This window comes from Zunongwangia endophytica, assembly GCF_030409505.1.
GTDB lineage: Bacteria > Bacteroidota > Bacteroidia > Flavobacteriales > Flavobacteriaceae > Zunongwangia > Zunongwangia endophytica.
This window is the reverse complement of sequence record NZ_JAUFPZ010000002.1, coordinates 3,607,769-3,620,355: the sequence shown is the minus strand read 5'-3', so window position 1 is coordinate 3,620,355 and position 12,587 is coordinate 3,607,769. Positions and strand designations below refer to the sequence as shown.

The window sequence follows — 12,587 nt, the reverse complement described above, 5'->3', positions numbered from 1 at the left end:
AGTTTAAAATTTTTATATAACTACTAAAAAGTATTTTAAATACTTCAAATTTCAACAAAAGCATTAAGTAAGAATTGAACTTAGAAAATCGATATTATCAGCTTTCAGCTAGACAGAAAACTAGCTTTAAACTCAAGTTGATTTTCTGTTGTCTCGCTATATTAATTCTGATAGTCGTTATTTCAATCTATTTCAGCAGCTATATTTTAAGCGTTTTTGTTCTCTGGATTCTATTATCGGTATTAGCCCCTTTTTTCGATGTGCCTTCAATGATAAAAACTGGTAAATTGAAATATGAGTCGCTGTTTCTTATTTCAGAAAAAGAAAAGAATAATCAGATCACTATTCATGGAGGGACTTTGTTTGATTACTATTTTACATTAAACAAAAATAGCTCCGCAAAAGAGAGGAAGAATTTAATTCTTTCAGAATATTTAAAAGGATTACTTCATATTTTAGATTCGCATAAGGATAATTTGAGCTTAGAAATTATTGGCTCAACATATATTCTTAATCAACGAACCGCCGAGAAGATGGGATTTGACGTTCGCAAAACGAATATGGTACAACTTATCATACTTATTTTAAATTACCCGAACCTAATTTGCACAAAATCCTTCGCGAGCAAGAAACTTAGTTTTCCTAATCTAAAGGAAATAAGAACATACAAAGCGAATATTCAAAGTTTGAATAATAGCGCAGCGACAATCCGTAAAATTCAGAATGCATTAGAAAGAAATCTGTCCTATCAAAATAGCTGATTAAGATTTCAGAAGTATTGAAATTAGCCGAAAATTCGAACGAAAATTGACTAATCTGACATATTTCCGATCTTTCTTCCGAAGAAAAACTGAACGGATCTAGCTTAGAGATCTAAAATAAAAGCGCTGAAGAGAATCAACTGATTCAAATTACATAGTACATCGCTCGGCCATTAAAAGCACCGCAGCAACGACTAAAATCAAAAATGGATATACAATTTTTCGTTTCATCCTATTAAAATTAAAAACGCCCAAAGTTAGAGAACTTTGGGCGTTTTTTGAAATTACATTTTTTAGTTATTAATCTTTCAGCTTATCTGAATCTGCTACTTTATGCTTAATACTATTAGTTTTAATATCAGAAAGCACGTTTATCGCTTCTTCTACATAAACATCGCGACTTAGATCTTTATGCCATCTATCCCTTTTCTCCTGAAGCGTAGAATCTGCTTCAAACATTTGCTTTTCGTAAGGCAACGAAACGAAAGAAAGATCTGTTTTATAGTTTTTCAAAGCGTCATATTGCTTTGCAACTTCTTTAGTTTCTTCTGCATTTGCTGAATATTGATCGAAGTTTAAAGAATAGGTATCATCTTCGCTTTGGTCTTTGATCCACTTTGCATTTTGCTCTATAAGCTTTATTTGCTCACTTTGCTCCATACGCTTCTTACTATTTTCGATCGCTTCTTCGTATCCAACATAACCATCCCAAATATCATAATCTGCAGGATCAATTTTATCCCATGGTAATGGATTATCCTGATCTTTTTCGCCCACATCTACATAGCTATAACGATCTGGAACCACAACATCACTCTTTACGCCTTCTAACTGAGTAGAACCACCGTTTACTCTGTAAAACTTCTGAGTAGTTATTTTCAACGCGCCCATGTCTCCATAGTCACTATTTCTTAACCAACGATTTAAATCTACTACATTCTGAACAGTACCTTTACCATACGTTTGTTTACTACCTATAATCACCGCTCTTTTGTAGTCTTGCATAGCAGCCGCCAAAATTTCTGAAGCGGAAGCAGACAATTCGTTTACCAAAATAACAAGAGGACCGTCCCAAACAATTTCAGAATCTTCATCGTTTAGAACTTCTTTACGCTCTCCATTAGATTTCACCTGAACAACCGGACCTTTTTCAATAAATAAACCTGCAATATCAACTACGGTTTTTAAAGATCCACCGCCGTTATTACGAAGATCCACTACAAGACCTTCCATACCTTGCTCTTTTAATGCTTCGATATCTTTACGCATATCTGAAGCTGCATTACGGCTATCGTAATCTTCCATATCGAAATAGAATTTTGGAAGATTAATTAAACCATATTGCTGACCTTCTTTTTCTACCATTGCAGATTTTGCGTATGTCTCTTCGATCTCAACTATATCTCTGGTAAGCTTAACCTGTTCTATATTGCCAAGTAATTTTTTACGTACGGTAAGCGTAACTTCAGATCCTTTTGGACCTTTAATCAAATCTACTGCATCGTCTAAACGCATCCCTACGATATTTACCGGCTCGTCTTCATCTTCCTGCTTCACTTTTAGGATAACATCTCCGGTAGCTAACTCATCACTCTTCCATGCGGGACCACCTGAAATCACATCCATAATGGTGATATTATCGTTTTTCTTCTGTAATCTAGCACCGATTCCTTCTATTTTCCCAGACATCGCAACGTCAAATCTATCTTTGTCTCGTGGTGCGAAATAATACGTGTGAGGATCAAATTCCTCTACAACAGCATTTATGAAAACAGAGAAATAATCATTTCTTTCTAAGTCGTCGGTTAGATCAAAATATTCAGATAAACTATTTTCAGTAGTTTCACGTGCTTTTTTCTCTAATTCCTTATCACTCTTTACTTCATAATCAGCATCATTTTCTTTCTTGTTTTTTTCATCCTGCTTTAGATCGTAGTAGGTGATAAGAGTAGAAAATTTAAGCTGCTTTCTCCAACGCTCTTTCAATTCTTTTTTAGAAGTCACATAATCAAGTTCTTCCCCGTTTGCAACGAAATCCTCTTCTTTGCTAAAATCAAAAGGTTCAGCAAGAATTTCTTTATAAAGACTTTTCGCTTCTTCGTTACGTTTACTTAACTTAGAATAGGTTAGATCGAAGAAATTAAGTTCTTTATTATTGATCTCATCATCGATCAACATCTTATATTTTTCGAACTCTTCAATATCTTTTTTGTAGAAAAAGCGTTTTGAAGGATCCAAACTTTCTACATAATGATCGTAAACTTTTACTGAAAAGTCATCATTGATTTCTTTCGCATCATAATGTCCCTGACTAAGAACATAGGTAATAAGGTCGATTAAAAGTTTGTCTTTGTTAGGATCATCAAACTTTTTAGTGGTAAAGCTGCATGAGGTTGCCGCCATTAAAACCGCTAATACCAGAATTTTTAAATTCCTTCTCATATATCGCATAGATTTCGTCATTAGGTTCTGTCCAAAATACATTAAAAACTGTGCCATTCCCTGGCAAGGCCTCTAATAATTTGTTAAACTACTAAAATACGGTTTCCGTTTGAAATTACTAATTTAGCATCTATAAAATTTAAGCTATGAGCAAAGAAAAACCGCTAATACTGGTAACTAACGATGATGGTATTACAGCACCAGGAATACGGGCACTTTTACAGGTTATGAAAGAGATTGGAGATGTAGTAGTTGTGGCTCCCGACAGTCCTCAAAGCGGGATGGGGCACGCCATCACTATTAGCGATACCTTATTTTGCGATTCAGTAACATTAAAAGAAAACTATAATCATAAAGAATATAGTTGCTCTGGTACGCCAGCCGACTGTGTAAAAATCGCCACACAGGAAATTTTACATCGCAAACCCGATCTTTGCGTTAGCGGTATTAACCACGGTTCTAACTCGTCCATAAATGTTATTTATTCTGGCACGATGAGTGCTGCTGTAGAAGCCGGTGTAGAAGGGATTCCCGCGATTGGATTCTCGCTTTTGGATTATTCGCTAAATGCCGATTTTGAGCCTTGCAAGCAATACGTAAAAGCCATTACTAAGAATGTGCTTAAAAATGGATTGCCAAAAGGGGTTGTTTTAAACGTAAATTTCCCCAAATTACCTACTGAAGAAATCAAAGGCATTAAAGTTTGTCGACAGGCTGATGCCCAGTGGAAAGAAGAATTTGATAAAAGAACCAATCCGCAGGGACGAGATTATTACTGGCTTACAGGAACTTTTGAAAATAATGACAGTGGTAAAGACACCGACGAATGGGCTTTAGAAAATGGGTATGTATCTCTAGTGCCGGTTCAGTTTGATTTAACGGCACATCATTTTATAAAAGAATTAAACGATTGGAAACTGGATGAGTAAAAGCAATGTGATTATAGGATTTTTGATAGGCATTTCTACAACTATTGCCGGAGTATTTCTCTTTACCACTTTTTTCTCTGATTATAGTTTTGAAGCCAGCCTTCGTGATTCTATCACCAATGATTACTTCGGAAAGTTAATAGCAATAGGTGCGATTCTAAACTTTCTACCATTTTTTGTTTTTATGCGGAAAAAACAAGTGTTTCACGCACGCGGAATTTTACTGGCATGTCTCGTAGTGGCTATTGCTATTGCCGTTGTTAAAATTCGAAATTTCTAATTATTCAGAATAAAAATTATAAAGCTTGAAATATTATATCATTGCAGGAGAAGCCTCGGGAGATCTACATGCTTCTAATCTTATGAAGTCTCTAAAAAAAGTAGATCAAAATGCTGAATTTCGATTTTGGGGAGGCGATCTTATGCAAGCCCAAGGCGGTACCATGGTAAAACATTACCGCGATCTTGCGTTTATGGGTTTTGCTGAAGTCGTTATGAATCTTCGCACCATAATGGGTAATATTTCAGTGTGTAAAAAAGATATTACTGCCTATAAACCGGATGCTTTGATCTTTATAGATTATCCGGGTTTTAATTTAAGAATAGCAAAATGGTCTAAAGAGCAAGGCTACGCGAATCACTTCTATATTTCTCCTCAAATTTGGGCCTGGAAAGAAAACCGAATTAAAGCGATTAAAAGAGATATCGATCACATGTATGTGATCTTACCTTTCGAAAAAGAATTCTACGAAAAGAAACATAATTTTCCGGTCAATTTTGTGGGACATCCACTTATCGATGCTATTGCTAATCGGAAAGAAACAGATATAGTTTCTTTTAAAGCAGAAAACAATCTTGATGATCGGCCGATTATTGCACTGCTACCAGGAAGCCGAAAACAGGAGATCTCTAAAATGTTAGAAGTGATGCTTAGTATCACTCAGGATTTTAAAGAATATCAGTTTGTTATTGCCGGTGCTCCAAGTCAGGAACTAGAATTCTATCAACCTTACCTAAAAAAGACCAATATCAATTTAGTAATGAACAAGACTTACGACATTCTAAGTTGTGCTCATGCTGCATTGGTCACCTCTGGTACTGCAACTTTAGAAACCGCTCTTTTTAAAGTTCCCGAAGTTGTTTGTTATAAAGGCAGCTATATTTCTTATCACATTGCCAAAAGAATTATTAATTTAGATTATATCTCGCTAGTAAATCTAATAATGGATCGTGAGGTTGTGAAAGAATTAATACAGGGAGAATTTAACTCATATTCCCTGAAAAAAGAATTACATAAGATTTTAGAAGAAAAAAATAGAGCGAGACTTTTAAAAGATTATGATCAATTAGAGCAAAAATTAGGAGGAACTGGTGCCAGTCTAGAGACTGCCAGTCTAATTTATAATGCTGTAAAGTAGTTTGAAAATTTATTAAGCCCCGAACATGAAAAGAAGAATGATGATGAAGCCGCTTCTAAAATATAGCTTAATGCTATGTACTGCGATTTTCTTAAGCTCCTGCGGAAGTTCTAAACCCAAAGTAGTCACTACTAAAAAGGAAGTTAGAACTAAAAAAACCAGACATTATAATCCTGAAGTTACCAAACGCAACAACACCATAAAACCAAAAGACGAGCGCGTATATGATATTGTAAATTATGCGATTGGTTTTGAGGGTACCAAATACAAATACGGCGGTACAACAAAACGTGGGATGGATTGCTCTGGCCTTTTATATGTTTCTTTTCAGGAAAACGACATTCAATTACCAAGAACGTCTCGGGCCATGTCTCTTCAAGGCGAGCGTTTGTATTTAAAAGATGTTACGGTTGGCGATCTCTTGTTTTTCGAAACTAACAAAAATAAAAAGGTGATAAATCATGTTGGGATGGTCGTCGATATCTCACAAGGTGACATCCTTTTTATCCATTCAACAACTTCTTTGGGTGTGGTGATTAGTAAACTTTCAGAAAATTACTGGAACAATACGTTTGTAATGGCGCGGCGAGTGATTTAATAAACAAATTTCGCCAAATTTAGAAATTTTATTATTTTTAAACTGACCCTACTTTCTAATTATCAGAAAGATGGGTTATACCAATATCAAGATTCTTAAATTTTCGATTGCAGTTTTATGCGGGATTTTGACTGCGCATTATACACAAATAGCGCTCTCGTATTTCCTTATTTCAGCAGGAATTACAATTCTCTTTTTCCTGCTTTCATTTTTTAGATCTGCAAGACAACTCTACCAGAAAAGTTATTTTGGCGTTTGCTGTTACGTTTTATTATTTCTCTTCGGAAGCATTTCATATCAACTAAAATTCCCCGAAAATCAGCATAATTATTTTTCGCATTTTATTACTTCTGAAAATGATTTGTTAAGCATAAAACTGAAAGAAGAACTAAAACCAAACTTTCAAAAAAGATTTATTGCTGAAGTTGATCACATCATCTCTAGTGAAAATACTTTAAAGGCAGCTGTGAAAGGCAACATTCTAATTGCTGTTCCTTTACAATCTGAAATTGAAGTTGGGCAGCAACTAATAATTCCGGCATCAGTTAAACCTATAAAATCTCCTTTAAATCCGCATCAATTTGATTATTCAGAATACATGAAATTTCAAGGAATATTTCATCAAATTCAACTTTCCGAAGATCAAATATTATTCAGCAAAAACCTCGAAACTTCTTTTATAGAAAACCCCAGAACTAGATTATTAAAAAGCCTAAATTCCTCGGGGTTTGAAAAAGAGGAGCTAGCCGTAATAAAAGCTTTAATTTTAGGCGATCGTACTTCAATCTCAAATGAAATTTACAGCAAATATGCCTCGGCGGGTGCGATTCATATTCTGGCTGTTTCAGGATTGCACGTTGGGATTGTATTATTGCTACTCAACTTCATCTTAAAACCGATTCGTCAATTAAAATGGCTGAAATTTCTACTCACCTTAGCAGGTATTTGGGGATTTGCTATACTAACGGGATTTTCAGCATCGGTAGTTAGAGCTTCTTTGATGTTTAGCCTGATTGCTTTCGGATTGCAGATTAACCGAAAGGTAAACTTACTAAACACGCTCTTCTCCGCATTTTTCGTTCTCATACTTATCAATCCATTCTATGTATTTCAGGTAGGTTTTCAACTGAGTTTTGCTGCGGTTTTCAGCATCGCTTTATTTCAACCAAAATTCAACAAACTCTGGTATCCGAATAACAAGCTCATCCGACTATTGTACCAAACATTAACGGTGAGCATTTGTGCACAAATTGGTGTTTTACCGTTGAGTCTTTTCTATTTTCATCAATTCCCGGGCTTATTTTTGCTCACCAATATCGTCATCCTTCCCGGCTTGGGAGTTTTATTAATTTCAGGAATATTCATTTTAATATTGAGTGTTTTTGGCATACTTCCTAAAATGCTGATCGACCTATATTCTTTTCTAATTGAAAAACTAAACCAATACATCTCATGGATTGCCAGCCAGGAAACTTTCATTATTAGAGAAATTAATCTTAGTGTTCCTGCGGTAATTTTTCTATTCGGAATTATTTTGAGTACCTTTTTTGCACTTCAGCATAAAAAGAAAAAATACATCTTTTATGTTTTCTGCGGAATTATATTATTTCAAATAAGTATGCTTTTTGAACAATTTGAGCATTCTTCCGAAGAATTTTTTATTCTGAATAAATCGGGTAGCACTGTAATTGCTGAAAAGAAATCGCAGAATTTGACTCTCTATGGAAATAATGAAAAAGATACGAATTGGCAGTATTTGAAAAACTTCAAACTGCATGAAAAAATCTCGAATATTGAAGTTCATAAACTACAGAATTTTTATCTTCTGAAAGAAAAACGAATATTGCTAATCGATAGCACCGGGCTTTATAATTTCCCTAAATTTAATCCAGATATCCTATTACTCTCGAATTCTCCAAAAGTAAATTTAAAGCGGGTTATTGAAGTTTTAGATCCACCTATGATAATGGCTGATGCTAGCAATTACCAGAGTTTTATTCAACTTTGGAGAGCAACCTGCGCCAATAAAAAAATCCCTTTCTACCACACTGGCAAAAAGGGAGCTTTTAACTACTAACCACAAACTATTGTTTATGATACAACTAACACTTACTTTGTAAACGTAGGTTTGAAGTTTTCATTGTATTCTTTCCAGGCTTTTTCTGAAGTTAAATTCTTATACTCATCTTTTGCGAAGATTTTTAGAAAAATTTCGATTTGCTCTGGCGAACGATATCCTGTGAGTGGCGCTATTAATTCGCCTTGCTCATCAAAAAATACGATACTTGGATATCCCGTAATTTTTAAAGCTCTTGCAAACTCATGCGGACTATTCCTTCTCGCTTTTAATTCTGGATCGTACTGCGGATTACTAAAAGCCTTGTTCTTGTAGTTGATTTCTTGGTCTCCTTCAGCATTAAACTTTACCGGATAGTAATTTTCGTTAATAAACTGCGCTACCTGGGGATGCCCAAAAGTGTTTTTGTCCAACATTTTACAGGGACCGCACCAAACCGTATACGCATCCATAATGATATTTTTAGGCGCTTCTGTTTGTGCAGCCAAAGCCTCGTTCATCGTCATCCAGTTGATCTCGACATTCTCCTGCTGCGCATGCGCAGTGATTCCAAGAATCATTAAGGCTATAAAAAATAGTTTTTTCATTTTCAAAATTTTCTTTTATAATAACAAAAAACGTTCCTTTTACAGAACGTTTTTTTATTAATTACTTTAAAAACTTACTCTATCGTAGTTTCCTGAGGAATACCGTCTTCCATCTTCGAATCCTCTGCACCATGGGTTAGACGCTTTAGTGGCTTTAATACTGCTATTACTAATAATCCAATTAATGTCCAGATAATCGCAATACCGGTGAAGGTTTCAAACTCTCCAAGATCTTGTGCGTATTGCCCAATAAGACCCGCTACTTTATTACCTAATCCTGTCGCTGCCCAATACATACCCATTATTATTGAAGCATATTTTACAGGCGCAAGCTTTGTAATAAATGAGAGTGAAACCGGCGATGCACAAAGCTCACCAATAGTATGAAATAAATAAGCCAATATTAACCAGTACATTCCCGAAGAACCAGTTTCCTGATACTGTACAGATGCTGCACTCATAAAGCTAAAACCTAAGGCCATGATAATTAAACCTATTGCCATCTTAAAGATCGAAGATGACTCTTTACCTTTTTGTTTCCATTTATACCAAAAACTTCCTACTAGCGTAGCTAAAGTGATAATAAAGAATGAATTTACAGATTGAAATACAGAAGCCGGAATTTCCATTCCTAAAATAGTTCTATCTACTTTCTCTGCTGCATAAAGATTCATTAATCCTCCTGCTTGCTCGAAGGCGGCCCAAAAGAGAATTATCAATAAGAATGAAAGCAGTAATACTTTTACTCTATCTTTTTCTATTGAAGTTAAAGGTTTATCTAAAATTGCACGATCTGCTTCGTTCTTTCTGGAAATTAAATTCCCAACATGTGCTAAGTGTTTTTGCCCCATCATGTAAACAATCTGCCCTAAAAGCATCCCGATAGCTGCAAGACCAAATCCCCAGTGCCATCCGTAATATTCAGCTAAAAATCCACAAGCAATTGGTGCAAGGAAACCACCAATATTAATTCCCATATAGAAAATATAGAAACCAAGGTCTCTACGCTCATCGCCTTGTTTATATAAGCCACCTACCATTGAAGATATGTTTGGCTTTAATCCACCTACACCGAGAATAACGAATAAACAGCCAATATAAAAAGAAGTTTCAGATTCGAATGCCAATATACCGTGCCCAATACAAAGCAAGATTCCACCAATTAAGACTGTTTTCTTTTGGCCCAAAAATTTATCGGCTACCCAACCACCTGGTATGGATACTACATATACTAACATTGTATACCAGCTATATAAACTTAAAGCCTCAGAATTAGTCCATCCAAATCCTGGATTATCAGAAGTTGTTTCAGCCACAAGGTATAAAACAAATAGAGCGCGCATTCCGTAATAAGAGAAACGCTCCCATAATTCAGTAAAAAATAAAATATATAATCCTACCGGATGTCCAAATAATTCTTTTTGATTAGCTGGGGGTGCAGTATTTGCCATGATTTTCGGTTGTGTTTTTGTAAATTAAAGGTGTTCTTTAATAAAGTTTGTCATTTTTGTATATAAGTGCAATCTGGTGTTGCCACCGTATATCCCGTGATTTTTATCGGGGTAAATTGCCCAATCGAACTGTTTATTCGCCTGGATAAGCGCTTCTACCATTCGCATGGTGTTTTGCAAATGTACGTTATCATCGCCACCACCATGAACAATTAGAAAGTCGCCTTTCAATTTATCTACATGATTTATAGGTGAATTTTCATCGTAACCAGAAGCATTTTCCTGCGGAGTCGTCATAAAGCGTTCGGTATAGATGGTATCGTAAAAACGCCAGCTGGTTACCGGCGCCACAGCTATTGCCATACTGAAAGTATCGTTGCCTTTTAAAATCGCATTAGATGCCATAAAACCACCAAAACTCCAACCCCAAATTCCGATTCGGTCAGCATCAATATAATTCAGCTGACCAAGTTGCTTTGCAGCGGCGATTTGATCTTCTAATTCGTGTTTTCCAAGTTCGTTTTGTGTGACCTTCTTGAATTCGGCTCCTTTAAAACCAGTCCCTCTACCATCTATACAAACGATGATGTAGCCTTGATCGGCTAAAAGCTGATACCAATAATCATTAGTATTGAAGTAGGTGTTGGAAACCGATTGTGATCCCGGCCCAGAATATTGAAACATCAACAGGGGATACTTCTTCGATGTATCAAAATCTGAAGGTTTAATCGTCCACATATTTAACTCGTTTCCGTTAACAGGAATCGTAGATAATTCTTTCGGCGAAAAATGATACGGCTTTTCTACTTCTAGTAGTTCCACGTTATCTTTAATTTGCCTTACCAGTTTACCGTTTTTAGCCTGATGAAGTGTATATACCATAGGCGTTTCGGTATTGGTAAATGCATTTATAAAATAGGTAAAGTCAGTACTAAAATCAGCATTATTGGTTCCGGTTTTTTCAGTAAGTCGCTTTTTGCTTTTTCCGTTAGTTTTAATCGAATATACATCACGATTTACACTTCCGTTTTCTGTGCTTTGGTAAAATAGCCGATTTCTTTTTTTATCATAACCATAATAATTGGTTACTTCCCAATTTCCATCGGTCACCTTGTTTTTCAATTTTCCATTTTCATCATAGAGATAAATATGGTTATAACCGTCGCGCTCGCTTGTCCATATAAAACTATGATCTTCTAAAAAAGTAAGATTATCGGTAACATCAACATAAGCATCATCTTTTTCAGTAAGCACAATTCTAGCAGAATTGTCTTCTGCATTTACAAAAATAAGATCTAATTGATCCTGATGTCTATTTAACACCTGAACGCTCAAAACGTAATCTCTATTGGTCCATTTTATACGCGGAATATAAAAATCGCTATAATCCCCTAGCTTTATTTCTTCAGTTGCTTCTGAAGCTACATCGTACATCTGCAAAGAAACCTCAGAATTCGCTTCACCAGCTTTCGGGTATTTAAAGGTTTGTTCACTTGGATAAAGATCACTTCCGAAGATATCCATAGAAAACTCTGGAACTTCAGCTTCATCAAATCTTAAAAACGCAATTTTATCGCCCTTTTTATTCCATTGAAAAGCTCATACAAAACCAAGTTCTTCTTCGTAAACCCAATCGGTAACACCGTTAATAATACTATTTATTTTACCGTCTTGCGTAATCTGCTTTTCCGTTTTTCCTTCAACATCATAAACATAGATGTTGTTTTCAAAAACATAGGCTAGCTTAGAATTATCGGGAGAAAAAGTAGGCTCCTGAACTTTCTTATCGCTAAGCTTAGTAAGATCTTTAGAATTTACATCGTAAATATAGAATATCGCCTTAGATGATCTACGATAGATAGGTTGTGGCGCTGTAGCAAGCAAAATTTCAGTTTCATCATCACTTAAACTAAAATCTTGGAAACTCTTTAAAGCTTCCAGGTTTTTGGTATCAACTAAGGTTCGAGTTTTTTCGCCAGTTTTATAACTGTACACGTCGATACTAGTATTTCCAGAATCTGGATCGTGATTTAACACCACGTATTCGACACCATTTTTTAAAGATTGTAGGGATTGTAGATGTTGCTGACTAAACTTCCCGCTCCATATTTCTTCGAGCGTAATTTTCTTTTCCTGGGAAGTCGCAACAGATGCTGCCATCGTCATAAGCAGAACTAAGATTTTAGAGAACCTCATTAAATTTTTTCAAAATTTTATTGCAGGCCAAGTTTACTAAAATTTGCTGAAAAAGCCGCTCCAACTCGTGTTAAATACAACAATTTGTTAAAGCAAACTTCAAAATTGCCAAACAGCTTTCTAAAATG

At 35.4% G+C, this 12,587-nt stretch carries 9 protein-coding genes and 1 pseudogene; 6 read left to right on the top strand and 4 right to left on the bottom strand.

Features of this window, described 5'->3' with window-relative positions:
- Positions 1-287: 287 nt before the first annotated feature.
- The gene (locus QWY91_RS15795; RefSeq protein WP_290236465.1) at positions 288-761 is read left to right on the top strand and encodes a hypothetical protein; all 474 of its coding nucleotides are present in this window, start codon (positions 288-290) and stop codon (positions 759-761) included.
- A 300-nt stretch (positions 762-1,061) separates the two neighbouring features.
- Here QWY91_RS15795 and QWY91_RS15790 read toward each other — a convergent pair whose 3' ends face one another.
- A complete protein-coding gene (locus tag QWY91_RS15790; protein ID WP_290236464.1) occupies positions 1,062-3,203 on the bottom strand; it encodes a carboxy terminal-processing peptidase in 2,142 nt (713 codons plus the stop codon).
- A 146-nt stretch (positions 3,204-3,349) separates the two neighbouring features.
- Between QWY91_RS15790 and surE the strand changes: the two genes are divergently transcribed.
- The 5 genes from surE (at position 3,350) to QWY91_RS15765 (ending at position 8,225) form a co-directional block, all read left to right on the top strand.
- Complete coding sequence (surE, locus tag QWY91_RS15785; RefSeq protein ID WP_290236463.1) at positions 3,350-4,132, top strand: 5'/3'-nucleotidase SurE; 783 nt, start codon at positions 3,350-3,352, stop codon at positions 4,130-4,132.
- A complete protein-coding gene (locus QWY91_RS15780) occupies positions 4,125-4,412 on the top strand; it encodes a hypothetical protein (RefSeq protein ID WP_290236462.1) in 288 nt (95 codons plus the stop codon). Before surE ends, QWY91_RS15780 begins: the two co-directional genes overlap by 8 nt.
- 25 nt (positions 4,413-4,437) lie before the next feature.
- Entirely contained in the window at positions 4,438-5,550 is a 1,113-nt protein-coding gene (lpxB, locus tag QWY91_RS15775) for a lipid-A-disaccharide synthase (protein WP_290236461.1), read from the top strand.
- A gap of 25 nt (positions 5,551-5,575) precedes the next feature.
- Complete coding sequence (locus QWY91_RS15770) at positions 5,576-6,148, top strand: C40 family peptidase (RefSeq protein ID WP_290236460.1); 573 nt, start codon at positions 5,576-5,578, stop codon at positions 6,146-6,148.
- A gap of 70 nt (positions 6,149-6,218) precedes the next feature.
- Complete coding sequence (locus QWY91_RS15765; RefSeq protein ID WP_290236459.1) at positions 6,219-8,225, top strand: ComEC/Rec2 family competence protein; 2,007 nt, start codon at positions 6,219-6,221, stop codon at positions 8,223-8,225.
- Positions 8,226-8,257: 32 nt separating this feature from the next.
- On the opposite strand, the gene QWY91_RS15760 is transcribed toward QWY91_RS15765, so the two are convergent.
- The 3 genes and pseudogenes from QWY91_RS15760 to QWY91_RS15750 form a co-directional block, all read right to left on the bottom strand.
- Positions 8,258-8,812, bottom strand: a complete 555-nt coding sequence (locus QWY91_RS15760) for a thioredoxin family protein (RefSeq protein ID WP_290236458.1) — start codon at positions 8,810-8,812, stop codon at positions 8,258-8,260.
- A 74-nt stretch (positions 8,813-8,886) separates the two neighbouring features.
- On the bottom strand, positions 8,887-10,263 hold the full coding sequence (locus QWY91_RS15755) for a peptide MFS transporter (protein ID WP_290236457.1): 1,377 nt from the start codon (positions 10,261-10,263) through the stop codon (positions 8,887-8,889).
- A gap of 24 nt (positions 10,264-10,287) precedes the next feature.
- A pseudogene (locus QWY91_RS15750) lies at positions 10,288-12,459 on the bottom strand (S9 family peptidase).
- Positions 12,460-12,587: the final 128 nt, after the last annotated feature.

What these genes read in the sequence shown, in the direction of transcription:
- QWY91_RS15755 (WP_290236457.1), bottom strand. Translation starts at nt 10,263, where the DNA reads ATGGCAAATACTGCACCCCCAGCTAATCAAAAAGAATTATTTGGACAT.
- QWY91_RS15765 (WP_290236459.1), top strand. Translation starts at nt 6,219, where the DNA reads ATGGGTTATACCAATATCAAGATTCTTAAATTTTCGATTGCAGTTTTA.
- QWY91_RS15760 (WP_290236458.1), bottom strand. Translation starts at nt 8,812, where the DNA reads ATGAAAAAACTATTTTTTATAGCCTTAATGATTCTTGGAATCACTGCG.
- QWY91_RS15770 (WP_290236460.1), top strand. Translation starts at nt 5,576, where the DNA reads ATGAAAAGAAGAATGATGATGAAGCCGCTTCTAAAATATAGCTTAATG.
- QWY91_RS15780 (WP_290236462.1), top strand. Translation starts at nt 4,125, where the DNA reads ATGAGTAAAAGCAATGTGATTATAGGATTTTTGATAGGCATTTCTACA.
- surE (WP_290236463.1), top strand. Translation starts at nt 3,350, where the DNA reads ATGAGCAAAGAAAAACCGCTAATACTGGTAACTAACGATGATGGTATT.
- QWY91_RS15790 (WP_290236464.1), bottom strand. Translation starts at nt 3,203, where the DNA reads ATGAGAAGGAATTTAAAAATTCTGGTATTAGCGGTTTTAATGGCGGCA.